Source organism: Bacillus gobiensis (assembly GCF_001278705.1).
Taxonomy (GTDB): domain Bacteria; phylum Bacillota; class Bacilli; order Bacillales; family Bacillaceae; genus Bacillus; species Bacillus gobiensis.
Genome location: NZ_CP012600.1, coordinates 918233 through 941287, shown reverse-complemented (window position 1 = coordinate 941287; position 23055 = coordinate 918233). Strand labels below are relative to the sequence as shown.

Annotated in this window: 26 protein-coding genes; 7 read left to right on the top strand and 19 right to left on the bottom strand. The window is 41.5% G+C overall.

The window, feature by feature from the left end:
- Positions 1–163: 163 nt before the first annotated feature.
- The 4 genes from AM592_RS04615 to AM592_RS04600 all read right to left on the bottom strand — a co-directional run bounded on the left by AM592_RS04615 (position 164) and on the right by AM592_RS04600 (position 1709).
- Positions 164–436 (bottom strand): YlbG family protein, encoded by a 273-nt coding sequence (locus AM592_RS04615; RefSeq protein WP_053602700.1) that lies wholly within the window; start codon positions 434–436, stop codon positions 164–166.
- Between the two features lie 78 nt (positions 437–514).
- Complete coding sequence (locus AM592_RS04610) at positions 515–964, bottom strand: regulatory iron-sulfur-containing complex subunit RicF (protein WP_053602699.1); 450 nt, start codon at positions 962–964, stop codon at positions 515–517.
- A gap of 95 nt (positions 965–1059) precedes the next feature.
- The gene (locus AM592_RS04605) at positions 1060–1299 is read right to left on the bottom strand and encodes a YlbE-like family protein (RefSeq protein ID WP_053602698.1); all 240 of its coding nucleotides are present in this window, start codon (positions 1297–1299) and stop codon (positions 1060–1062) included.
- A gap of 14 nt (positions 1300–1313) precedes the next feature.
- On the bottom strand, positions 1314–1709 hold the full coding sequence (locus tag AM592_RS04600) for a YlbD family protein (protein WP_053602697.1): 396 nt from the start codon (positions 1707–1709) through the stop codon (positions 1314–1316).
- Positions 1710–1907: 198 nt separating this feature from the next.
- Here AM592_RS04600 and AM592_RS04595 point away from each other — a divergent pair, with 198 nt between their 5' ends.
- Positions 1908–2267 carry a YugN family protein gene (locus tag AM592_RS04595; RefSeq protein ID WP_053602696.1) on the top strand — a complete coding sequence of 120 codons (360 nt, stop codon included), beginning with the start codon at positions 1908–1910 and terminating at the stop codon, positions 2265–2267.
- A gap of 30 nt (positions 2268–2297) precedes the next feature.
- Here the strand turns inward: AM592_RS04595 and ctaG are convergent, their stop codons facing one another.
- The 6 genes from ctaG to cyoE all read right to left on the bottom strand — a co-directional run bounded on the left by ctaG (position 2298) and on the right by cyoE (position 8255).
- A complete protein-coding gene (gene ctaG, locus AM592_RS04590) occupies positions 2298–3188 on the bottom strand; it encodes a cytochrome c oxidase assembly factor CtaG (protein WP_053602695.1) in 891 nt (296 codons plus the stop codon).
- A 36-nt stretch (positions 3189–3224) separates the two neighbouring features.
- Positions 3225–3554, bottom strand: coding sequence for a cytochrome c oxidase subunit IVB (ctaF, locus tag AM592_RS04585; RefSeq protein WP_053602694.1), 330 nt, complete (start codon positions 3552–3554; stop codon positions 3225–3227).
- A 1-nt stretch (position 3555) separates the two neighbouring features.
- Entirely contained in the window at positions 3556–4179 is a 624-nt protein-coding gene (ctaE, locus tag AM592_RS04580) for a cytochrome c oxidase subunit III (protein ID WP_053602693.1), read from the bottom strand.
- A complete protein-coding gene (gene ctaD / locus AM592_RS04575; RefSeq protein WP_053602692.1) occupies positions 4179–6047 on the bottom strand; it encodes a cytochrome c oxidase subunit I in 1869 nt (622 codons plus the stop codon). The genes ctaE and ctaD overlap by 1 nt, the downstream gene beginning before the upstream one ends.
- A gap of 34 nt (positions 6048–6081) precedes the next feature.
- Positions 6082–7146, bottom strand: a complete 1065-nt coding sequence (gene coxB / locus AM592_RS04570; RefSeq protein ID WP_053602691.1) for a cytochrome c oxidase subunit II — start codon at positions 7144–7146, stop codon at positions 6082–6084.
- A 227-nt stretch (positions 7147–7373) separates the two neighbouring features.
- A complete protein-coding gene (cyoE, locus tag AM592_RS04565; protein WP_376773346.1) occupies positions 7374–8255 on the bottom strand; it encodes a heme o synthase in 882 nt (293 codons plus the stop codon).
- A 380-nt stretch (positions 8256–8635) separates the two neighbouring features.
- On the opposite strand from cyoE, the gene AM592_RS04560 reads away from it, so the two are divergent.
- On the top strand, positions 8636–9535 hold the full coding sequence (locus tag AM592_RS04560; protein WP_053602689.1) for a COX15/CtaA family protein: 900 nt from the start codon (positions 8636–8638) through the stop codon (positions 9533–9535).
- A 64-nt stretch (positions 9536–9599) separates the two neighbouring features.
- On the opposite strand, the gene pyc is transcribed toward AM592_RS04560, so the two are convergent.
- From pyc to AM592_RS04545, 3 genes are all read right to left on the bottom strand, one after another.
- Positions 9600–13043 (bottom strand): pyruvate carboxylase, encoded by a 3444-nt coding sequence (gene pyc, locus AM592_RS04555; RefSeq protein WP_053602688.1) that lies wholly within the window; start codon positions 13041–13043, stop codon positions 9600–9602.
- 142 nt (positions 13044–13185) lie between these two features.
- Complete coding sequence (gene ftsW / locus AM592_RS04550) at positions 13186–14409, bottom strand: putative lipid II flippase FtsW (protein ID WP_053602687.1); 1224 nt, start codon at positions 14407–14409, stop codon at positions 13186–13188.
- Between the two features lie 169 nt (positions 14410–14578).
- Complete coding sequence (locus AM592_RS04545) at positions 14579–14866, bottom strand: Fpa/YlaN family protein (RefSeq protein WP_053602686.1); 288 nt, start codon at positions 14864–14866, stop codon at positions 14579–14581.
- 202 nt (positions 14867–15068) lie between these two features.
- On the opposite strand from AM592_RS04545, the gene AM592_RS04540 reads away from it, so the two are divergent.
- Positions 15069–15539 (top strand): hypothetical protein, encoded by a 471-nt coding sequence (locus AM592_RS04540; RefSeq protein ID WP_053602685.1) that lies wholly within the window; start codon positions 15069–15071, stop codon positions 15537–15539.
- Between the two features lie 47 nt (positions 15540–15586).
- On the opposite strand, the gene AM592_RS04535 is transcribed toward AM592_RS04540, so the two are convergent.
- Positions 15587–16915, bottom strand: coding sequence for a PhoH family protein (locus AM592_RS04535; protein WP_053605981.1), 1329 nt, complete (start codon positions 16913–16915; stop codon positions 15587–15589).
- 155 nt (positions 16916–17070) lie between these two features.
- Between AM592_RS04535 and AM592_RS04530 the strand changes: the two genes are divergently transcribed.
- Together AM592_RS04530 and AM592_RS04525 are read left to right on the top strand one after the other, a co-directional pair.
- Entirely contained in the window at positions 17071–17676 is a 606-nt protein-coding gene (locus tag AM592_RS04530; RefSeq protein ID WP_053602684.1) for a YhcN/YlaJ family sporulation lipoprotein, read from the top strand.
- 128 nt (positions 17677–17804) lie between these two features.
- Positions 17805–18005, top strand: a complete 201-nt coding sequence (locus AM592_RS04525; protein ID WP_053602683.1) for a YlaI family protein — start codon at positions 17805–17807, stop codon at positions 18003–18005.
- A gap of 46 nt (positions 18006–18051) precedes the next feature.
- Here the strand turns inward: AM592_RS04525 and AM592_RS04520 are convergent, their stop codons facing one another.
- Together AM592_RS04520 and typA are read right to left on the bottom strand one after the other, a co-directional pair.
- Positions 18052–18366, bottom strand: coding sequence for a YlaH-like family protein (locus AM592_RS04520; RefSeq protein WP_053602682.1), 315 nt, complete (start codon positions 18364–18366; stop codon positions 18052–18054).
- Between the two features lie 126 nt (positions 18367–18492).
- Entirely contained in the window at positions 18493–20331 is a 1839-nt protein-coding gene (typA, locus tag AM592_RS04515) for a translational GTPase TypA (protein ID WP_053602681.1), read from the bottom strand.
- A 110-nt stretch (positions 20332–20441) separates the two neighbouring features.
- Here typA and AM592_RS04510 point away from each other — a divergent pair, with 110 nt between their 5' ends.
- Positions 20442–20630 carry a YlaF family protein gene (locus AM592_RS04510; protein WP_053602680.1) on the top strand — a complete coding sequence of 63 codons (189 nt, stop codon included), beginning with the start codon at positions 20442–20444 and terminating at the stop codon, positions 20628–20630.
- Between the two features lie 124 nt (positions 20631–20754).
- Here AM592_RS04510 and AM592_RS04505 read toward each other — a convergent pair whose 3' ends face one another.
- Both AM592_RS04505 and AM592_RS04500 read right to left on the bottom strand, forming a co-directional pair.
- Entirely contained in the window at positions 20755–21552 is a 798-nt protein-coding gene (locus tag AM592_RS04505; protein ID WP_053602679.1) for an inositol monophosphatase family protein, read from the bottom strand.
- A 136-nt stretch (positions 21553–21688) separates the two neighbouring features.
- The gene (locus tag AM592_RS04500; RefSeq protein ID WP_053602678.1) at positions 21689–21877 is read right to left on the bottom strand and encodes a hypothetical protein; all 189 of its coding nucleotides are present in this window, start codon (positions 21875–21877) and stop codon (positions 21689–21691) included.
- A 241-nt stretch (positions 21878–22118) separates the two neighbouring features.
- Here AM592_RS04500 and AM592_RS04495 point away from each other — a divergent pair, with 241 nt between their 5' ends.
- On the top strand, positions 22119–22763 hold the full coding sequence (locus tag AM592_RS04495; RefSeq protein WP_053602677.1) for a YktB family protein: 645 nt from the start codon (positions 22119–22121) through the stop codon (positions 22761–22763).
- 16 nt (positions 22764–22779) lie between these two features.
- Here the strand turns inward: AM592_RS04495 and AM592_RS04490 are convergent, their stop codons facing one another.
- Entirely contained in the window at positions 22780–23049 is a 270-nt protein-coding gene (locus AM592_RS04490) for a UPF0223 family protein (RefSeq protein ID WP_053602676.1), read from the bottom strand.
- Positions 23050–23055: the final 6 nt, after the last annotated feature.

Sequence of the window (23055 nt, the reverse complement as noted above, 5' to 3'; positions counted from 1 at the left end):
TTTATAACAACATCTGATGTGATGTTGTTGCCAACCGCGGAGAAGACTTACGTTTCCCCATAAGTTCTTCCTCCGGTTTCTCCTCTCCCTTTGCCTTCTCCTTATGTATGTAAGGAATAGAAGGACCCCCGCAAGTTTCTTGCGGGGATTTTTTTGTTTTTCGCTAGACGCTTGTTTTATAATCATACTCTTTAGCTTTATCCTGCTTCGTTTCGAATTCAAGCTTTAGATAAGGTTTATAGGACGGCTCCATTTTTTTCACGAATGAAAAGGATTCCAGCTTTGTCATAATTTTTTGCAGCTCATCTGTATCACAGTACAGAATCGCATATTTTAACCGCTTCGATACATAATGGACATTCCCGAATTTTCTCAAGCTTTTTGCATGCTTTACCGTATGAAGCCAAACGACAAGCCCTTGGCGTTTTTCACGCATTTCCTCACCTGCTTTACACGAATTTACGATTATGTATGAATTTGTTCGTAACAAAACCGAGACAAAAAGCGTCTCGGATTAAGATACTTTACAGCCGCAGCTTCCTCCTGATCCACAACCGCCGCCGCATGAAGATAAGCTGTCGAAATACGGATTGCCAGTCGGCACTTTCACATGCTCTGACACTGCTTGGCCAATTTCGATACTGATTTCATCAAGAACGGCTTGCAGCTCCGTCTCTGCCTTTTTAAATGCAGCAACGGCGTCATTCAGATCCAACTCCCGCTTAACATCCCGCATTTTCTTCGATATTTCTCTATATTCAGGATGGTACTTCCCAAACCTCTGTACATCCTCGTATTGCTCTTTTATTTTTGCAAAATCAGAGATAAGCTTTTGCACTTCTTGATCTTGCCGGAGCCGCGCCTGGCAAATTCTATATTCTTCGGCTATTTCTGACGAAAGAATCATGTTTGACAAATGATTGGCTTCGCTTTGAATTTGCAGTGATTCTAAAGTCGCATACATCTTATGCACCTCCACTGCTTAGTTTACCAGAAAAAAGCCCGCTTGAAAAATATACAAATTTAAGCAGCAAACAGAGCGCATTCTTAGCGCTCTGTTTAATCCTGTTGTCGCATAGAATGAAACATTTGAATCATCATTTGCGCCATCTGAATTCCGTTCGAAAACTGATTTACCCGGTGAGGGATCGTTTTTTCGTAATAATTCATCATGGCCAGCTGAAAAGACGGCAGATCGCCAGGATTGCGCGATAAATACCTGTACCAATAAGGCTGCTCTCGGATAAATCTTCTTCGTTCTTTATCTGACATTATATATTCTTGGACGTCTTTTCTCATAGTAGACTCCTTAATTAATCTTTACGAAAAGAAAAAGGATGTTTGCTTCCGTTGCCTGAACCTTCCTGCTTTGAACCACTCCCAAACTGATTGATCAGACCTTGGAGTGATGAGATGGACTGGCTCATTTTATAAATTTGCTCATTCATTTGATCAGAATCCATATTCTTTATCGCCATCACCATTTTTGACAAAAAGTCATTTTTATCGCTTTCTGCAGACTTTTCTCCTTTAGCTGCATCTGCATCCTTATATTTAACCCACGTATTATCATCTTCACCTAGTAAAACCCAGCTTTCATAAATTTCCTGCCAACCTTTATTCTCCTTGCGAACCTCGGATATCAGCTTAGGATGCCGTTTGACAAATTGTTTAAATTCGCTTAGCTTTGTTTGGATCTTTTCACTCACTGTCTTTTCCCCCTGCTTTCCGATCTTCTGTTATAGTTTACCCAGTGATAAAGCAATGCGTTCGCCCATTTTCCCCAACCAAAACAACGCACTAAGTCTTCCCCTGCTCTTCGATTGATTTCCTTCCATTGCATGTTAAACGCTTTCATAATATGATAATTGGTGAAAGGGAGATTCTAAACATGGGGAGGAAATACGGTGAAATTACAAGAATTCGGGATTGATGGCATGACGATCGAACTGGCGAGGCTGGATGATATCATGGAAACAGAGGGCTTGGTTAAAGCTGAGCACTGGGATTATGAAAGAATAACCTATGATAGAAAATTCTCAATGGTTGAAGGCACATTTTATTTAAGAATTATGGGGTATGCGATCGAAGGTGACGTCGGAGGCAGGCATGCTGTCATAAAGTTAATCACACCCCTCCTTGGTAAGCATTATTATCCTCACGGAGTAGAATATGGCGAAGACGAAGAGTTCCCGATACAGGTAAAGCAAGCGAGCGAAAACATTCTTAAACGTGTGAAGGAAAAGCTGGATCCCCTTCAAGTGTGAAAAAGTACAGCCCTATGCTGTACTTTTTCGTTATGAATGAAGAGTATGTGCAGGATATTCTTGCTCCGCCCGGTCTTTTTCACGTTCTTTCTTCACCCAATCGAAGAAAACAATAGCTAAAAAGGTGCCAAGAATGATTTCTTGAAAAACTTTCATGACAATTGCTCCAAGCCGCTGGTCCTCTAGCGGCGGAAGGGTATTGAACATTTCAGGCCCGCTAAGTGTGATGCCCTGCAGCATATCTGGCGGTACACACAGCTTTAGCGCCTCAGCCCATGCAGCGGAGTCCGTATACGTATGATACAACGGTGCGTCGCTAAACATGATGAGTGCGCATGCCGGAGTCAACAATATTCCATTTGCCATAATATACCCAAGTTTTGTTAACCCGTTAAGCTGTTTCTTGTTTACTGCTTTTGTTACGAGCGGCCACCACATAAAAAATGCCGTGACAAAAATCAAAACCGTTGCCGTAAAATGATAGGCTTCATTCGTTTTAGCCGTATCAAAGAGAAATGGAAGATGATAGAGTGAAAAAAAACCATTAAATAAAAGCAACGGTATGAGCGGCCTTGAAAAGAAACGAAAGAGAGTTCGAATAACAGGCAAACGCATCACTTTTTCCCAGGCCATTGCAGGAATCCCTAAAATAATAAGCGGCGGAATTAGCAGATAAAGAACTGCCATTTGCAGCATATGGGCACTAAAAACGATGTGGCTCAATAAATCCAACGGGCTTCCATTCGTCACATAAAACAAGACCATGGCAGATACAAAAAGAATGTTTTGCAGGCGAGTAGCAGTTTGATTTTCAGGCAAGCGCCTCAGCAAAAGGAAGTATGCAACAATAAATAAAACGATCATGGTCGCTAAATACGGACTCCAAAGAGCGCGGAACCCAAAAATCTCTAAATTACCCACTCAGGCTGCCTCCTCTCATTTTGTAAAAACCGCCCCTTACCACCAAATAATCGTAACAAATGCAAGAATCGTAATAGAGGCGACGAGCACCCCCGCATAGAAAAATAAAGAAGGTGCTTCATGTCCTTTTTGACTCATATGCATGAAATAATATAATTGAAAAACAACTTGGATTACTGCCATCAAAAGCAGAAAGGGTATTGTAAACCACGGACCGACGTCTGATCCAACGGTTAAAAAAGCAACGACCGTCAGTCCGATCATTAATCCGAATGAAATAACCTGATGTTTCATCTCCTCGGCATTTTTCTTTTTCCGGTAAGCAAGATCCGCTTTCGGTATTGTTTTATTATGGTTTGATTCCATCTTATCCCACCATCCCCATTAAGTATACGACAGTAAAGATAAAGACCCAGACGACGTCAATAAAATGCCAGTAAAGGCTCGCAACATAAAACTTCGGGGCATTATAGAGATTCAAGCCGCGCTGCCAATTTCTTGCCATTAAAAGAGCAATCCATGCAAGCCCGAATGTCACGTGGGCCCCATGGGTGCCCACCAGAACATAAAAGGCTGACCCCATGGCAGAGCTTTTGATTGTAAAATGGTATTCATGAGTATAATGAGTAAATTCATAAATTTCCAATGCTAGAAATCCTGCTCCCAACAACACGGTGACAAACAGCCAAAGCTGCATCTTTTTGAATGCAAAATTTTTCATATGATACATCGCGTAAACGCTTGTCAGACTGCTTGTTAAAAGCAGCATCGTTGCGAGAAAAACAAGAGACAGGTCGAACATCTCTGCCATTGTCTTATCCCCCATATTAGAGCCTCTTAATGCAAGAAAGGTAGCAAAAAGCGAGGCAAACAGGACCGTTTCTCCGCCTAAAAATAACCAAAACCCCAAAAACTTATTTTTTCCCTCAAGTGTAGCTTTTTCAGGCGAAGCAGGAAAGGTCTCAGCAGTCATTTTTCCTTCGGCATTCATTAAATCTTCACCCCTTTGTCATCGTCATCAGCCAGGTCTTCTTTGTGAATGTGGTATCCGTGATCGTCAAGAACCGAACGAAGAAGCATACACAAGAAGGTAATTGCAAGGCCGATTAAGATGACCGGCAATCCCCAGCTGACTTCGCTGCGATACATAAACCCAAAGGCAGAAACAAACAGCCCAAACGACATGATGAATGGAAATATGGAACGGTTCGGCATATGAATATCCCCTACTGGCTCTGCCGGAGACAATCCGGGATTGCCCTTCCTTTTTTCAACCCAAAGCGGATCCAGCCCTTTGACCAGCGGCAGCTGTTTAAAATTATATTCCGGAGCCGGTGAAGAAATTGCCCATTCCAGTGTCCTTCCGTCTTCCCAAGGATCATTGCCTGCTTTTGCGCCTCTCATTGTTGTGATGATAATGTTATAGAACAATACAATCGTTCCCGCAGCCATTAAAAAGGCTCCTGTCGTACTAACGAGATTAGCCGTTTCAAACCCTTGCCCAGGAAGAAAGGTAAACACGCGGCGCTGCATTCCCCACAGACCAAGAAAATGCTGAATGAAAAACGTCAAATGAAATCCCGTAAAAAATAATACGAAAGTGATTTTCCCCAAAAAATCATTCAGCATCCTGCCAAACATTTTCGGCCACCAATAATGCAAGCCCGCAAAAAGTCCGAAAATAACGCCGCCGACAATCACGTAATGAAAGTGGGCAACAACAAAATAGGTATCATGATACTGGTAATCGGCTGTTGCCGCAGCAAGCATCACCCCGGTAACTCCACCCATTACGAAGGTGGGGATAAAAGCGATCGACCATAACATCGGGGTAGTGAACCTGATGCTCCCTCCCCAAATAGTCAAGAGCCAGTTGAATACCTTTATGCCTGTCGGTACAGCAATCGCCATCGTGGCAATGGCAAATACGGCGTTTGCAATCGGCCCGAGACCGCTCGTAAACATGTGGTGGGCCCATACCATGAATCCCAAGAAACCGATTAAAACGATAGCAAATACCATCGATGAATAGCCAAACAGCCGTTTCCGGGAGAAAACTGGCAGCACCTCGGAAAAAATTCCAAATGCCGGCAGGATTAAGATATAAACCTCCGGGTGACCGAATATCCAGAAAAGATGCTCCCAAATGACCGTATTCCCTCCTAGTCTCGGAACGAAAAAGGCGGTATCAAAAAGCCTGTCAAACATCATCAACGCAAGTGCCACTGTAAGCGGGGGGAAGGCAAATAAGATGAGAGCGGATGCGACAAACGTCGTCCATGTAAATAGCGGCAGTCTCATATATGTCATTCCAGGCGCTCTCATATTGATGATTGTCACCAAAAAATTTATCCCTGCAATCAGCGTCCCAATCCCGGATATTTGCAGCCCGAGAACATAAAAGTCGATGCCGTGTCCAGGAGACTCAAGACTTACTGATGCATACGATGTCCAACCTGCATCAGGCGCTCCTCCTAAAAACCAGCTCAGATTAAGAAAAATTCCCCCGAAAAAGAATAGCCAAAAGCCAAGCGAATTAAGAAACGGAAACGCTACGTCCCTCGCGCCGATTTGCAGCGGAACCACGGCATTCATAAAAGCGAATAATAGCGGCATCGCTGCTAAAAAAATCATCGTCGTTCCATGCATAGTCATGATCTCGTTATATAGTCCTGCACTGACAAAATCATTTTCAGGCAGCGACAGCTGGATACGTATAAACATGGCTTCCAATCCGCCGATAATGAAGAAAAACCCTCCGCATACTAAGTAAAGCACGGCAATTTTTTTGTGATCGACCGTTGTCAAGTAATCCCACAGCACGGCTCCAAAACCTCGATTTTTAGCAATCGTACTCACATTGCATCCCCCTTTGTTTCCCAAAAAGAACTGGTTACTCCGTCTTTAGCCCCTTTAAATACTCTGCAAGTGCTTGAATTTCGTCGTCTTTTAATTCTCCGTATGATCCAGTCATTTTGTTGCCTGGCTTAATGCTTTCCGGATCCTTAATCCACGCATGCAAATTTTCATCATTAAAATCCTTTACCCCTGCAATCTTTGATCGTTCGCCGAACGTCGCGAGATTCGGCCCTGTACGTGCCTGTTCCGGCCGTTCATCCTTTGGTGTAACCGCATGACAGCTTAAGCAATTTTTTTCTTTAAAGAGCTCCTTCCCCTGCCCGGCTGTTGCTGAGGCTGTGCTTTGTTCATAGTTTTCCATCGACTTAACCCAATCTTGAAATTCTTTCTTTGGCATCGGCTTCACCTTAAAGTCCATTAGAGCATGAGAAGGACCGCAGAGCTCCGCGCATTTTCCATAAAAATATTCACCCGCTTCGGCACTTTTCTTTGAATCAAACATTAGAAAGAAACGATTTTCGTTTTCTGTGTTCGTATCCATTTTCCCTCCAGCAGAAGGAATCCAAAACGAATGCTTCACATCGGAAGCCTTCAACTGAAAATAAACCTTTTCATCAGTTGGCACGATTAGCTCCTGGCTTGTCACTATTCCGTAATCCGGATATTCGAATTCCCACCAATAGAGATTTGCTCTCACATTGACTACCAAAGCATCTTCCGGATTCCGTTTTTCTTTATCCATCACTTTCGTATCGGCCTGGCCAAAAACATGCGTGACAGTAGGCACTCCTAAAATAAGCAGCAAAATAATCGGAATAACGGTCCACAGAATTTCAAGTTTTTTATTTCCTTCTACTTGTTTCGGCAGGGCTTCATCCCCTGATTTTTTCCTACGAAACTTCACTAGCACATAAGTAAAAATAGCCATTACGACAATGACAACAACGACCATGATGAACGTACTGAGAACCATTAGATAAAACTGATCCTCCGCTACTTCCCCGGCCGGGCGCAGGGTGGATACGAACGGTTCCCCGCATCCGCTTAATGTAAGCGTCACCAATAGTAGCAATGACAGCAGACGCCATGTTTTCCACATTTCATCTCATCCCCTTTGTTCAATTCTCCCTTTGAAATGTTTGAATCAAGCCCCTTCTCCTTTCATTTAATCATACCCTTATATTAAAGTGAAGCTTCAATCAGCAGGGTTTATGGGTGGGTAAGCACTTACATTTCTAATTTTTTTAATAATAAGATATCTATGTATGAAGGGAAAGCCGCCAATATTTGGATTAGGCGACTTTCCGCGGCAGCTCTTATTCAGGTTTAAAAAAGGGTGAAAATAACCATAGCGACAAATATGATTGTCAAGTAATTCAGAGAATAGACAAACATTAAAGTTGACCACTTCATAATATCTTTCATTTTGAATCCATATAAGCCTAATATCAGCCAGCCCAAATTTAGCGCAGTTGCCAGAATAACAAAGCCCATTCCCAATTCACTTAAAAAGAATGGAAGAGGCAATAGACAAGCGACCCAGACAATAATTTGCCTTTTTGTCACTTCAAAGCCATAGACCACTGGAAGCATTGGTATATTTGCAGCTCGGTAATCTTCTGTTTTCTTAATGGCAAGTGCTAAAAAATGCGGAATCTGCCAAATAAACATTAATAAGAACAATACCCAGGCTACAGTACCAATTGTACCTTCAACAGCTGTCCAGCCGATTAAAGGCGGTACGGCACCGGAAACGCTGCCGATAATCGTATTGATCGTGTAATTGCGTTTTGACCACATCGTGTAAAGTACAACATACGTAATAACGCCGATCAAACCAATAATCGCAGCAGATATTGTTGTCATAAGCAGCATTATGATTCCGAATGCGACAAGCATAATGCCAAAGCCTAACGCGTGGCCGGGCTGAATTTTCCCTGTAACAGTCGGGCGGACCTTTGTTCTCTCCATCAGTTGATCGATATCCCTGTCATAATAATTGTTAATAACGCACGATCCTGCAATAATCAAGGATGAACCAAGCAATGTAAAGAGTACAATATCTAAATTCCCCAGAAAACTTGTTCCGGAAAAATAAAAAGCAAGCCACATACCGGTAAACGTCGTAATAAGATTGGAATTGACGATCCCGATCTTAATAAGGGAAAGGAAATCCTGCCAAGCAGTCGTTTGAATTTGTCTATCCATAGCTGTATCGTTTGCAACTCTAGTATCAGCCAATTTATTTTAACCTCCCTTACTCTTTCTTTTTCCCATTCATTATAAAGAGCAGGATACGAAAATATCTTCAACTCTATCTTACAGGATTAAAAGTATGAAAAAAACATTCCATTTCATATTACTCAATTAGTTGTGAACTTTTTATGAATTTTGGCTTACTTCGTTCCCCTTACTTAGTTCAGCACTCTCCTCTTATTTTTATCAAACCGTATCTCATTGTGCAAGCTGTAAATATAGTAATTTTGTGAACAAACAAGCTTTTGAATTGTCATCGTTCATATATTTGCTTACACTTGAAAGCGGGAATCGAACAACTACTCTTTATGTATATAGAAATAGGTGATGAAATGAATCGCGCGTTAAAAAGCTTAGGTATATTCACAACCTTTGTTATGCTGCTCGTTTTGATCGGTGGAGCACTGGTTACAAAAACAGGATCAGGAAAGGGCTGCGGAAGCGAGTGGCCATTATGTAATGGAAGGTTTTTGCCTGCTCTAAATCCTGAGTCCATTATTGAATGGAGCCATCGGATGGCAAGCGGGATATCTATAATCGTTGTCCTGTCTCTCGTTATATGGACATGGATAAAGCTACGCCATAAAAGAGAAACGAAGTTTTTAGGAATCACGTCCATTGTGTTTTTATTTCTTCAAGCTGCGCTTGGAGCACTCGCAGTGGTATTTGGATCCCAACCGCTCATTATGGCTCTGCATTTTGGAATCTCTTTGGTTTCGTTTGCGTCTGTCCTCCTATTGACATTTCTCATATTTGAAAATGATCAAACAGGAAGCGAACAGGCATTATCGATCGGAAGATTGATGAAATTCCATATTATCGGTATAACGATTTATTCCTACATTGTCGTTTATACAGGAGCCTATGTCCGGCACACAAAGTCAAGCCTTGCCTGTCCGCAGGTGCCCTTTTGCAGCAGGGCGAACAACGGGCTTCCATCTCAATTCAACGAATGGGTCCAAATGGGTCATCGTACAGTCGCTGTGTTGCTTTTTGTTTGGATTCTGGCTGCAATGATTCATGCGATAAAAAGCTATAAACGCAATTCAATCATGTATTGGGGCTGGATACTCGCGTTCATTCTTGTTTGTCTGCAAGCATTAAGCGGCGCACTAGTTGTCTTAACAGGCATGAGTCTCGTATTTGCGCTGGCACACGGATTTATTATTGCCTGCATCTTTGGAGTACTGTGTTATTTTATTCTCCTTCTCACTAGGCCGTCAAATATTTAAGTATAGAAAAAGGTATGCCTGTCACTTTCAGGCATACCTTTTTTTGAGGAAACGCACTTATTTGTTATTTTTCTACAACTACCAATAAATCTCCCGTCTCAATCGGATCACCATTTTTAATCAGGATTTCTTTGACAACCCCGTCAAATGGAGCTTGAACGGTTGTTTCCATCTTCATTGCTTCGTTAATCATTAGGTGTGCGCCTTTTTCAACTCGTTCTCCTTCTTTCACGAGAAGCTTAATGACCGTACCAGGCATCGATGCGGCGATATGACTCGGATTTGATCTGTCAGCTTTCACTTTTTCCTTGATGGATGATTTAATGCTTTCATCTCTAATCACAATCTCACGCGGCTGTCCGTTGAATTCAAAATAAATGACTCTCGTTCCATCCGCCTGAGGTTCTCCAATACTAACCAGCTTGACAATCAAAGTTTTACCTTTTTCAATCTCGACTTCAATTTCCTCACCAAGTGTCATGCCGTAGAGAAATGTTGGAGTGTCAAGTACTGAAATGTCGCCGAATTTTTCAACGGCTTGTAAATACTCAGAGAATACTTTCGGATAAAGCGAATAAGCAATAACATCCTGCTCTGACGGTTCGATTCCGTGTTTCTCTTGAATTTCTTGTTTTAGTTCATCAAAGGATACATCTTCCATCAATTCGCCTGGACGAACCGTTATTGACTTCTTACCCTTTAGAATAATGGATTGCAGTTTTTCCGGAAAGCCTTGATACGGCTGGCCAAGATATCCTTGAAACAATTCAACGACAGAGTCTGGAAAGTCCAAAGATTCTCCGCGAGTGAATATATCTTCTTCTGTTAATTTATTTTGTACCATGTAGAGGGCCATATCTCCAACTACCTTTGATGATGGCGTCACCTTGACGATGTCACCAAATAGGTCGTTCACTTTTCTGTACATGGCTTTTACTTCATTCCATTTGTCACCTAAGCCGACTCCTTTTGCCTGCTGCTGAAGGTTGCTGTATTGGCCGCCAGGCATTTCATGTTCATAGACCTCAGTGTGCGGGGCATTCATGCCGCTTTCAAACTCATGATAATAGCCTCGTACCGCTTCCCAATATTGAGAAAGAGATTCTACTCCATGTACATTCATTTCCGGCTTGCGATCCGTCCCTTCCAACGCATAATAAAGAGAAGTCGCACTTGGCTGCGAAGTCATACCCGACATTGAGCTGACAGCGACATCGACGATATCAACACCCGCTTCAATCGCTTTAGAATACGTGAAAACTCCATTTCCGCTCGTATCGTGCGTATGTAGATGCACAGGGATATCGACGGTATGTTTTAAGGCAGACACAAGCTCATAGGCAGCCTGTGGCTTTAAGAGACCTGCCATATCTTTGATTCCTAAAATATGAGCACCTGCAGATTCAAGCTCTTTTGCTAATGTCGTGTAATAATCCAAATTGTATTTTGGCCTGGAAGGGTCCATTATGTCTCCGGTGTAGCAGATTGCCGCTTCCGCAATTTTCCCGGTATTGCGCACCGCATCAATTGCAAGCGTCATGCCTTTTACCCAGTTCAAGCTGTCAAAAATTCGGAATACATCGATCCCTGCATGTGCGGATTCAGATACGAAGCGCTCAATCACATTGTCTGGGTAGTTTTTGTACCCAACTGCGTTAGACGACCTGAGAAGCATTTGGAAAAGTGTATTCGGAATTTCTTTGCGTAATTCTCTTAAACGATCCCACGGATTTTCTTTTAAGAACCGATAGGAAACGTCAAATGTGGCTCCTCCCCACATTTCCATACTAAAAAGCTCTGGCCACACAGATGCTGTCGGTGCCGCAATTTTTTTCAGGTCATTCGTTCTTACCCGGGTAGCCAATAGAGATTGATGAGCATCTCTAAAAGTGGTATCAGTTAAAAGCACGGAAGGCTGATCTTTAATCCACTTCACAAGCCCTTCCGCACCTTCGCGATCAAGGATTTGCTTCGTGCCATCAATGATTTGGCCATTTTGCAAAGTTTTTTGCAATTTTGGCTTTTCAAACATCGGTTTTTTGGCTTTGCCTATGCCGGGAAAACCATTGACAGTAACATTACCAATATAGTTCAGCATTTTCGTTCCACGGTCTTTTTGAACAGGGAATTCGAATAATTCTGGAGTCATGTCAATAAATGATGTATCGTATTGTCCGCTCAAAAACATTTCATGTTTTACAACATTTTGAAGAAACGGGATATTTGTTTTGATTCCCCTGATACGAAACTCTTTTAAGTTACGTACCATCTTCTGCGCTGCTTGTTCAAAGGTCAGTGCCCACGTGGATACTTTTACAAGTAGTGAATCATAGTACGGTGTAATAACCGCTCCTTGAAAACTGTTTCCTGTATCAAGCCGGACTCCAAATCCTCCTCCGGATCGATAGGCCATAATTTTGCCTGTATCCGGCATAAACCCATTCAGCGGATCTTCTGTTGTTACCCTTGATTGAATCGCGTATCCATGAGTAAACACTTTACTTTGGTCAGGAATGCCAATTCTCTTACCATGCAACTCTAAACCTTCAGCCACTAGAATTTGAGTTTGCACTATGTCTACACCTGTAATCATTTCTGTAATTGTATGCTCTACTTGAACTCGCGGATTCACTTCAATGAAATAGAAGCTATCGCCTGACACTAAAAACTCTACAGTACCCGCATTGATATAATTTACGTTTTTCGCTAGGTCCACAGCTGCTTGGCAAATTTCATCTCTTAGATTTTCTGAAATCGAAAGACTCGGAGCCACCTCAATTACTTTTTGGTGCCGCCTCTGCACAGAACAGTCACGTTCATACAAATGGACAACGTTACCTTTTTCATCACCGATGACTTGAACCTCAATATGCTTTGGATTTTCGATGAGCTTCTCTACGTAAACCTCATCATTTCCAAAAGCGGCTTTTGCCTCGGATTTAGCTCTGTCATAAGATTCTTCAAGCTCTTCTTTTGTTCTGACGATTCTCATACCTCGTCCGCCGCCTCCGAGGGAAGCTTTGATAATGAATGGATAACCATGTGAATCGGCAAACTGCAACACATCATCAATTGAATCAACAGGACCGTCGCTGCCTGGAATAACAGGAATACCGGCATTCTCAGCTTGTGTCCTGGCCTTTACTTTATCACCGAACATATCCAAATGGCTTGAAGAAGGACCAATAAATTTAATACCCTCTTCCTCACATCGTCTAGCAAATTGGACATTTTCAGATAAAAAACCGTAGCCAGGATGGATCGCATCGACATGATTTCGTTTGGCAATTTCGATAATTCCCTCTATATCAAGATAAGCATCGATCGGTTTTTTTCCTTCACCTACCAGGTACGCCTCATCTGCCTTATAGCGATGATAAGAACCGGAGTCTTCTTTCGAATAAATGGCAACTGTCCGAATATTCAGCTCGGTACAAGCCCGAAATACACGGATGGCAATTTCGCCTCTGTTTGCAACTAATACTTTTTTAATTTTTTGTTGTGACATTTTCATCTCCCCTTGCGAAGCAATTTCGATATGTACTTTATTCTAAATGAAGATCGATTTTCTGTACACAACATATTATGGCAGATTTTCTGATCAAGAAAAGTCCCTTGACATATAAGGGACTTTTGATCGAAAAAAATAATTATTGTGCATTTTCATATCGAAATCGATCTCTTGATTGTTTTTTTTCAATCATTTCCTTATGAATCGGTGCCTTTTTCTTATTCTTCTCAAAGTATTGCGTAAACATACTGATATTAACAAGAATACCAGAACTAATTAAAAGGAGCAAAAGCGAGCTGCCGCCGTAGCTGATAAAGGGAAGCGTGACTCCGGTAACAGGAATCAGGCCGCAGACTCCTCCCAGATTTATAAAAGATTGAATCGCGATCATGCTTGAAATTCCGATCGCGAGCAGGCTGCCAAACGGATCCTGGCATTTTCTAGCGATATAAAACCCTTTTAAAACAACAAAAGCAAGCAGAAAAATGACAAATAGAACGCCAAATATCCCAAGCTCCTCAGCAATGATTGCCATGATAAAGTCTGTATGTGCTTCGGGAAGAAATCCATATTTTTGGACACTTTCTCCAAGACCTAGACCAAACAATCCTCCAGAACCAATCGCTAAATAGGAATTAACGACCTGAAGTCCAGACGAATCAGCATAGCGAAACGGATTTTGAAAGCTTTCAATCCTGCTTAGCCGATACCCGGTTAAAATATTATCCAAGTTAAAAAATATAACCGGACTAATAAGAAGAATGACAAGTCCACTAAGCATGACAAGCTTAAACAGACCTTTACCGCTTAATCCTGAGCAAAGGATCATAGACATTGCGATCGTGCCGATAATTACGGCTGTACCGAAATCGGGTTGAACCGCAACAAGCGTACAAATCACAACTGTTACGATCGCCGGAGGGGCGATGCCTGTACCAAGCTGATCAATGTATGACTGTTTTTTGCTGTACACGTAAGACAAGTAAATAATGAGCGAGAGCTTAACAAATTCTCCCGGCTGCACTTGAAAACCAAACAATTGAAACCAGCTTTTTGCCCCGCCGGCTGTGTGGCCGAAAACGAACAAAAGAAATAAAAACATGATCGATCCAAGCAGCAAAAACTTTTGAAATGCCTTATTAGCAAGCGCTTTGTAAGGAAATATCGCCATAATTGTAAACAGGAAAAAACCGGCGGCAAGAAATATTGCCTGACGTTTAAAGAAAAAATCACTCTCAAAGTTAAAACGCGACACAGCCGATATCATACTGGAGCTATATACCATGATCAGCCCAAAACCGCACAGCAGTATAATCGCAAATATTAACGGATAATCAAACGATTTAAACATTTTTTTCAGCATTGCAATCCTCATCCTTATGAAAAAGTAGAACCTAAACATTTTTTTAATCGTAGCCAATACGTCCTATTGTACTACACTTTCTTCATTTCCTCTAAGAATCCTCTACATTTTTAATGAAATTAAAATGTTCAGAAATAAAAAAAAACCCAAACATGACTTTTGTTTGAGTTTACCCATTATTTTTTACAAATGCTTCGTGCAATGTTGACAGCTCTCGTTCCAGTTTGCCAAGCAGCTCTTTTCCTTCAGCTTCAGCGACAAGACCGAGCCTGACGGCAAAGTCGATTTCTCTTGATAGTCCAAACATTTGTGTATCTAAAACCTCTTCGTAAAGAGGACACTGAGGCATTGTTAAGTTGTCCATTTGTACTTGAATGAGTTTTAATATTTTATCAGCATCAATCTTTAACAGAGCAAGTGCCTTTTCTTGATGATTAACCAATATTTCCGACACCAAATTGATCCCTCCGTTCCCGAACGATTACCTTTATCCTTCTCCTTATGATAAGGGTTATCTCGTAAAATTGCAAGATTTTTTGTGGCTCAGGAAACCTATCAGAGATTGATTTCTATTGAAAAAGAAACGAATTATCCAGGCTGACAATGTGACAATCTTCCGAATCGATATTATAATTTTACGTGAGAAGGGGAGTGTTTACTTGAGTGTTATCAGTATGAAGGGAAATATTAAGTATGCGATTACATTAGATCCAGGGGTTTGGATCTTTGATGATCGCAAGTTTTTATTCAACCAGGATCTCGTCACTAAAAAACCGGCAATAGACTCTGAGATTGAGGCAATTGATCAGGAAAGACAGATTCGCGAAGGAAACATTTTGCCTCCTACACTTCAGAGTGAAAAAAAATATAAAAAACAAAAAATGCTGGAAGGAACATTCGCGATTTATTTTGAACCCTTTTTAAACAATGCGGAGCCAAATCCTACAGCGACCACGTGTATTTTTCATTCAGTGGACGGCAAACATTCGTTTTCGCTTGAAGAGGCGGGAAAGCTTCTCTTTTGCTTTTGCAAAAACGGAAAACCGCTTAGAAAAGGCGGACCGATTCATGTTTATTCTGCAGATGGGATAGAACCAATTACAAACGTTACTGAAATCGTTATCATTTAAAGTCAAAAACCGGCCGCAAAAAATAATGCAGCCGGTTTTCCAATATATCAGAGCAAATCGGCTGCCAATCGGGCAAGGCCAGATCTCTCTCCTTTTATCAATTTCACATTTCCTGATATTTTTTGGTCTTTAAACTTCTCAACCACATAGGTTAACCCATTATTTTGAGCATCGAGGTACGGATGGTCAATTTGGTCAGGATCTCCCATTAAAACAATTTTGCTTCCTTCTCCGACTCTAGTCAAAATCGTTTTCACTTCATGTTTTGTCAGGTTTTGCGCTTCATCAATGATAATCATTTGATCAGGGATGCTTCTGCCCCTGATATAGGTAAGCGCTTCTACCTGTATCGACCCCATTCCGGCCAGAATCGCATCAAGTTCACCTGGTTTCTTAGTGTTAAACAAATATTCAAGATTATCGAATATTGGCTGAATCCAAGGTCTAAGCTTTTCTTCTTTTTCTCCCGGCAAATAACCGATATCCTTGCCGACAGGAACAATCGGCCTGGCAACAAGAAGTTTCTTAAACTGGCCAAGATCCTCTGTTTGAAGCAGTCCTGCAGCTAGAGCAAGCAGGGTTTTCCCGGTTCCTGCCTTCCCTATAAGCGTAACTAACGGCAAATCCTTTCGAAGCAGAAGTTCCAACGCCATTTTTTGCTGCACATTTCTTGGTTTAATCCCCCACACATGCTCACCGTCAAAAACGAGCCGCTTGATTGAATTTACATCCTTATCTACAATGCCCACAGCGGATGCCGAACTTCCAAGCGAGTCCTTCATTATTACAAATTGGTTTGGAAATAATTGCGGGCTGTTTATTTCTTTCAGCGGGAGCTCGTTTTTTTCATAAAATACGTTTAATTGTTCGGGGTTTATGTAAAAATCTGAAAATCCTTTATATAATTCATCATTATCTACCACACGATCATTTAAGAAATCCTCAGCAATTAATCCAATAGCGTCAGCCTTAACTCTCACAAGCACATCCTTGCTGACGAGAATAACGGGGCGCCCTTCTTTCTTTGTCTGTTCTTCCAGGCTTAAATTTTTAGCAACCGCCAGAATTCGATTGTCGTTTGTTTTTTCAACAAATATTGCTTGAAGCTGATGAAATGACCGATGATTTAATTCGATTCTCAATGTTCCCTTGTTATCCAAGGGCACTCCTTCATGAAGTTTGCCATTCAATCTGAGATTGTCGATCATTTTAGATACTTGTCTTGCATTCCTCCCAATTTCGTCCATGTACCGCTTTTTCGAATCTACTTCTTCTAGAACAACAGCTGGAATGACTACTTCATTTTCTTCAAAAGAAAAGATCGAATTTGGATCCTGCAAAAGCACATTTGTATCTAACACATAAATTTTACTCAGGTCTGTTCCCTCCTGCTCCAATAGACTGGTTCATACTGGCACTCATAACTTAAAAAGCGAATTAACCATGCTAAAATATATGTTTTCCTGAATAAAGATAGAAGGTTAACTCAACAATAATATAACGAAAGGAATTTAAGGAGGCAAATAATATCATGCGTTTTTCACTATATTTTTTACTTTCCGCGTTGTTTTGTCTGACATCCTGCGGCTATCAGCCAAATGTTGAAAACGAATCGATCCGCGATGATGATTCAAAACCCATCAAAGTAGAAAATTCTTCTCCGGATCAGCCTGACCGTAAAAACGGGGCGGCAATTGCGCAGCATCTTGTAGAAGTGACAGAAAGCATGCCTGATGTAAAAGACGCAACAGCTGTTGTGCTTGGGCCATATGCTGTAGTCGGAATTGACGTTAAGGATGATTTGGAAAGAAGCGAAGCCGAGTCAGTAAAATATACTGTAGCTCAAGGTTTAAAGGACGATCGCTACGGAGCAAATGCAGTGGTTGTTGCTGATCCAGACACGGTCGCCAGGCTGCGGGAAATGTCAAGAGACATTCAAGCCGGCCGTCCCGTCAGTGGAATTATGGACGAGCTTGCGGCAATTGTCGGCAGGGTCCTTCCTGAAGTGCCGAATGATATGATAGACAATCAAGAAGAGGAACCGACAAAAGATAATAACGATCAGCTGAACAACAAACAAGAACAAGAGCTTGATAAAGAACAAAACGATCAATCTAATAAAGCGAAAAATAATTAATGAAATTTATAAAGCTTATTGGGGAAATAAGCTTTTTTTCATGTGCAGTAGCTTGCCCATCAATGAATTACTTGGCAAAACATGATATAATTTTAAAGAGAAATACCTTCTTCTAAAGAGGTGAGTTAATGAGAGTCAAATGTTCATTGTGTGATAAAAATGAACTGATAAATGATGAATCCCCTGTAGCCAAACGCCTTCGCAACCGGCCCATTCATACATATTTATGTCAGGATTGCCATGACAGAATTACAAATAAAACGAAAGAACGTTTGAGCACCGGCCGCTTCTCACTTTATAAGGACAGAGAAGAAAAAGGGCAGTTATAGCTGAGAAAAGAAAAAGCCGTACGCGTAAAAATACGCATACGGCTTTTTAAGATGCTTGCTCCTTTTGGGCGCGGCGCAAGCGGACTTTATAGATAATTAAAATTCCCGCTGCAACAACTAAGCCTTCACCAACCGGAAGGAAGATGCCGAAAAAAGTAAGGACCGTACAGCCTCCTGCCAAAAAGGTGTAGATTACAACCGATTGTAATAACGGGAGCTTTTTTGCAAAGCCAAGCTTATATACCACGACGGACAATGCAAGTATTGTCACATACAATAACCACATGCCTGTTTCCGGAAATTGATCCACTTGATAAAGCGATGCGAAAAAAGATAATCGGTCACTTACTTCATTCGGCAAAAGATCCCCTCCCCTAATTAGGAACTCTTTTTACTTATTTAACCCGTTGTAAAGCAATAAGACCTTCTTCACAGCTTCCAATTCCAAAAAAGTTGTTAGATGCTGATAACTTAGTTCATTGCAACCTTAGGACTTTTCTGCGAGCTTTTTCTTTTTAGCTGCTTTTTCCCGCTCATTTTTCCCGAGAATTTTTTTCCTTAACCGAATGGATTCCGGAGTGACTTCACAATATTCATCGTCATTTAAATACTCCAAAGACTCTTCAAGCGACATAATTCTCGGTTTTTTCATTCCGGTGGTTTGCTCTTTCGTTGCGGAACGAATATTCGTCTGTTGTTTAACTTTCGTTACGTTTACGACTAAATCATTTTCACGATTGTGTTCACCGACTATCATGCCTTCGTATACTTCTGTTGTGGGCTCCACAAAAATTGTTCCGCGATCTTCAATCCCTTGGATCGCATAGGCAGATGCTTTGCCGTGTTCCATACTGACCAAAACGCCCTGTCTGCGTCCGCCGACTTGGCCTGATTGCATCGGCTGGTAGCTGTCAAACGTATGGTTCAGTATGCCGTACCCTCTTGTGAGCGATAAAAATTCCGTTGAATATCCAATTAAACCACGGGATGGCACGAGGAAAATAAGGCGAACCTGGCCGTTTCCGTTATTAATCATATCACTCATTTCGCCTTTTCTTGCCCCGATTGATTCCATAACAGCACCGGTATAATCTTCAGGAACATCAATTTGTACACGTTCCACCGGTTCCGAGCGAACACCATCAATTTCTTTAACAATAACCTCAGGCTTAGAAACTTGAAGCTCATAACCTTCTCGCCTCATGTTTTCAATAAGGATCGATAAATGCAATTCTCCTCTTCCGGAAACGATCCATGCATCTGGAGAAGATGTCGGATCTACTCTTAAGCTGACATCTGTCTGAAGCTGCTGATTCAGGCGTTCTTCGATTTTTCTTGACGTAACATATTTTCCTTCCCGTCCTGCAAACGGGCTGTTATTCACGAGGAATGTCATTTGAAGCGTAGGCTCGTCAATCCGCAAAATCGGCAATGCCTCCTGATGCTCTATCGGGCAGACCGTTTCACCTACGTTAATATCCTCCATACCGGATACCGCGACTAAATCGCCTGCTTTTGCTTCTTCAATCTCTACTCGCTTTAAGCCTTGGAAGCCAAAAATTTTAGTCACGCGAAATGGCTTGGCTGTTCCGTCAAGCTTCATTAAAGCAACCTGCTGGCCGACTTTCATCGTCCCTCTAAAAACACGTCCGATACCGATTCGGCCGACATAATCGTTGTAATCAAGCAATGCAACTTGAAATTGCAGCGGTTCTTCCTGATTGTCGATCGGACAAGGAATGTTTTCAACAATAGATTCAAATAATGACTCCATGTTTTCATCCTGCTGCTTCGGATCTGTGCTTGCTGTTCCGTTTATAGCAGAAGCATAAACGACAGGAAATTCAAGCTGCTCTTCTGTCGCATCCAGCTCAATAAAGAGATCGATGACTTCATCGACAACTTCTTCGGGCCTTGCAAAGTCACGGTCAATTTTATTGACTACTACGATTGGATTTAATTTTTGTTCAAGAGCTTTTTTAAGAACAAACCTGGTTTGCGGCATACAGCCTTCATAGGCATCCACGACTAAAAGGACGCCATCCACCATTTTCATGATCCGTTCGACTTCTCCTCCAAAGTCCGCGTGACCTGGAGTATCCAAAATATTAATACGGGTATCTTTATAATTAATCGCAGTGTTTTTCGCTAATATAGTGATTCCGCGCTCACGTTCCAAGTCATTGGAATCCATTGCACGTTCGGCAACTTGTTCATTCGCTCTGAACGTACCTGCCTGATGCAAAAGCTGGTCAACCAGAGTCGTTTTCCCATGGTCAACGTGAGCAATAATAGCGATATTGCGAAGATCTTTTCGAAGTTTCACTTTTTCATCTCCTAATTTTTAAATAGCCTTTGATATTATATCATATCTCTACTTTAAAAGATGTACGTTTTTATGTAAACTTATCTTATAAAAGCAAAAGGGATGGTTTTATGAAGCAAATCAAATGGAAATTATTATTGTTAGCGCTCGCAGCTGTCATGAGCATGATGATGTGTGGAGTCGCCGTGGGGCTGAAAAGCTCTCTCGGTATTATCGGAAGCCTGGTTCTGCTCTTTTTCGTCATGGGATTCGGGTTTACGTTAAAACGAAAAATGCGGCAGCGGGGAGAATTAGACTGATTTTAGACCCATTCAGCGGAAGTTTTCGAAAAGAAAATTTCATCACGCCTGAACTTAGCCCTATGCCTACCCCTTGTTGGGGGTCATTACAGCTTGGTAAAAGCTCGGCGTATGCCAAGCTTTTTTATTTTTTCTCCGCCAAGTATTCTTCAAGAATGGTTCGGTGTACTGCCGGGTTTCCGGCAAGAACACTATTCGTACTTAAAAAATTTAACGCCTCGCCATCAACTGTTGTATAAATTCCGCCAACCTCATCGAGCAATATGCACCCTCCGGCAAAATCCCACGGCGAGAGCCTCATTGTCACGTAAGCATCCATTCTGCCTGCAGCCACATACGCGAGCTCAAGAGCAGCGGAGCCATATGACCTTGTCCCCCTTACCCTTTTTACCAACGGAGCAAGCACTTCGGGATCGATTCGCCTGTTTTCAGTAATCCATGTCGCATTGATGCCGAGTATTGTTTCTTCAACCGACACAGGCTTTAGCGGATCCAATGGAGTATCATTCATATATGCTCCCTGTCCGCTCGCAGCATGGTAAAGCTCGTCCGATATCACATCATATACCAAACCAATTTTCCCTTTTCCATTCTCCAGTATACCGATCGAGATAGCAAAATTACGATTTTGATGGACAAAATTCACCGTTCCATCAATCGGATCGATTATCCAGACAATGCCCTCAAGTGATTGCAGCTCATCTCCTTGTCCTTCTTCACCTAAAATGGAGTGGGTTGAAAAATCCTTGCGAATCTTTTCAATAAAAAAAAGTTCGGTCTCTTTGTCAATATTCGTAACTAAATCGTTTGGATTTGATTTTGTTTCAATTTTTAATTCATTATTTAATGCATTTCTTACTCTTTGTCCTGCTTCTTTGATCGCTTGTTGTGCATATTGGTAGATCTCAGGCCAATTTGTCATCAGATTTCCTCTTTTCTATGTTACGTTTTCCTTTACATAAGGATACTGATAAAACCTCCCAGGATGCAAGCGATACACATATTACCCGCTGCAAGGAAAAACGAACCCTTTAAAACCGGTTCGCTTTTTTTCCACTTTATGCGTTAAGCCTGATCCATTCTTTTCTTAAACGTTCAAGTTTTCGTTTGCTGTATTCAATTTGCTCTTCATCCTGCTTCTGTAACGCTTCAAAAAGTGTGGCAAGCTCATAGTCTACCTCTAATCTCCAAACGGCTACACGGTTGCTTTTAATTTCTTTTTGGCCATGCTTGACGATTTGTTTCAATGCCTTTCGCCCCTTCCCGAGATTTGACTCATGCACACTGCTGAATTAACCTTATGTTTATTATCCAATTTCTTTATATATTCTATGAATGCGAATTGCAACTGTAACGCCAATCGTAAAATTGTGTGTTCACCTATCTCTTATATACCACTATTTTTAACAATATAAACTCAACAAGTTTTCTCTCATAAATAATGATTAAAAGTTGTGTTACAATAATGCCTGTAAAAGGAGGTAACCAATGTCTCAGCTAAAATTCACGAAAAAAGACTTTGATACATTTAAGATTGATGGCCTCGATGCCCGGATGGATGTTCTGAAAGAAACGGTCCGGCCAAAGCTCGAAAATCTAGGGGAATACTTTGCGCCTATCCTTCAAGGATTAACAAACGATGAAATGTATGTACATGTGGCAAAACACGCAAGAAGATCAGTCAACCCGCCAGAAGACAGCTGGGTGGCGTTTTCGAATAGCAAAAGAGGATATAAAAAGCTTCCTCATTTCCAAATTGGGCTATGGAAAACCCATGTATTTGTTTGGTTTGCACTGATTTACGAATCTCCTCTTAAAAAAGAGTACGGTGGTTTATTTGAAGATCACCTTCAGGATATATCACAGCACATTCCTGAAAACTTCGTCTGGTCGGCTGACCATACGAAACCGGATACCAGCCCTCACAGAGAATTGTCATCCGAACAGCTCAAAACTTTGATGGAAAGGCTCCAAACGATAAAAAAAGCGGAGCTGCTATGCGGCATTACCATCCCAAAAGAAGATGTCATGAAGATGAATAACCGAGAATTTTTATCGGCGATTGAGGAAGCATTCACGGAAGTCTCTTACCTTTACCGCCTGCTGCAAAAAGAAATTCAAAAAACAAGCTGATGTTGTCAGCTTGTTTTTAATTCATCTGAATTCGATTTTCTCTTTCATCAATGGCCTTTTTTACAACATGGTAAGAAGAATAGCCGCTTGATTGTTCAAATTCCTTATATAGTGTTTTTTCTTCAGATTTGCTTGGGACGATTTTTTTAAATTTTTTGTATGCGTCCATGAATGCTTCCCGAGTTATCCCTTTTTCATAAGCCTGTTCAACGCACTGGAAAAATTGGATTACGTCAAGTGTTTCTTCCGTTTTCCAATCATAATTCATCGGATAGGAATAATCCATTTCAGT

Bases quoted from the DNA above. Each gene is read 5' to 3' on its own strand.
- AM592_RS04615 (WP_053602700.1), bottom strand. From the start codon at position 436: ATGCGTGAAAAACGCCAAGGGCTTGTCGTTTGGCTTCATACGGTAAAG.
- AM592_RS04610 (WP_053602699.1), bottom strand. From the start codon at position 964: ATGTATGCGACTTTAGAATCACTGCAAATTCAAAGCGAAGCCAATCAT.
- AM592_RS04605 (WP_053602698.1), bottom strand. From the start codon at position 1,299: ATGAGAAAAGACGTCCAAGAATATATAATGTCAGATAAAGAACGAAGA.
- ctaF (WP_053602694.1), bottom strand. From the start codon at position 3,554: ATGGAATCAAACCATAATAAAACAATACCGAAAGCGGATCTTGCTTAC.
- ctaE (WP_053602693.1), bottom strand. From the start codon at position 4,179: ATGAATGCCGAAGGAAAAATGACTGCTGAGACCTTTCCTGCTTCGCCT.
- coxB (WP_053602691.1), bottom strand. From the start codon at position 7,146: ATGTGGAAAACATGGCGTCTGCTGTCATTGCTACTATTGGTGACGCTT.
- cyoE (WP_376773346.1), bottom strand. From the start codon at position 8,255: ATGGATAGACAAATTCAAACGACTGCTTGGCAGGATTTCCTTTCCCTT.
- AM592_RS04560 (WP_053602689.1), top strand. From the start codon at position 8,636: ATGAATCGCGCGTTAAAAAGCTTAGGTATATTCACAACCTTTGTTATG.
- pyc (WP_053602688.1), bottom strand. From the start codon at position 13,043: ATGTCACAACAAAAAATTAAAAAAGTATTAGTTGCAAACAGAGGCGAA.
- ftsW (WP_053602687.1), bottom strand. From the start codon at position 14,409: ATGCTGAAAAAAATGTTTAAATCGTTTGATTATCCGTTAATATTTGCG.
- AM592_RS04530 (WP_053602684.1), top strand. From the start codon at position 17,071: ATGCGTTTTTCACTATATTTTTTACTTTCCGCGTTGTTTTGTCTGACA.
- AM592_RS04525 (WP_053602683.1), top strand. From the start codon at position 17,805: ATGAGAGTCAAATGTTCATTGTGTGATAAAAATGAACTGATAAATGAT.
- AM592_RS04510 (WP_053602680.1), top strand. From the start codon at position 20,442: ATGAAGCAAATCAAATGGAAATTATTATTGTTAGCGCTCGCAGCTGTC.
- AM592_RS04505 (WP_053602679.1), bottom strand. From the start codon at position 21,552: ATGACAAATTGGCCTGAGATCTACCAATATGCACAACAAGCGATCAAA.
- AM592_RS04495 (WP_053602677.1), top strand. From the start codon at position 22,119: ATGTCTCAGCTAAAATTCACGAAAAAAGACTTTGATACATTTAAGATT.
- AM592_RS04490 (WP_053602676.1), bottom strand. From the start codon at position 23,049: ATGGATTATTCCTATCCGATGAATTATGATTGGAAAACGGAAGAAACA.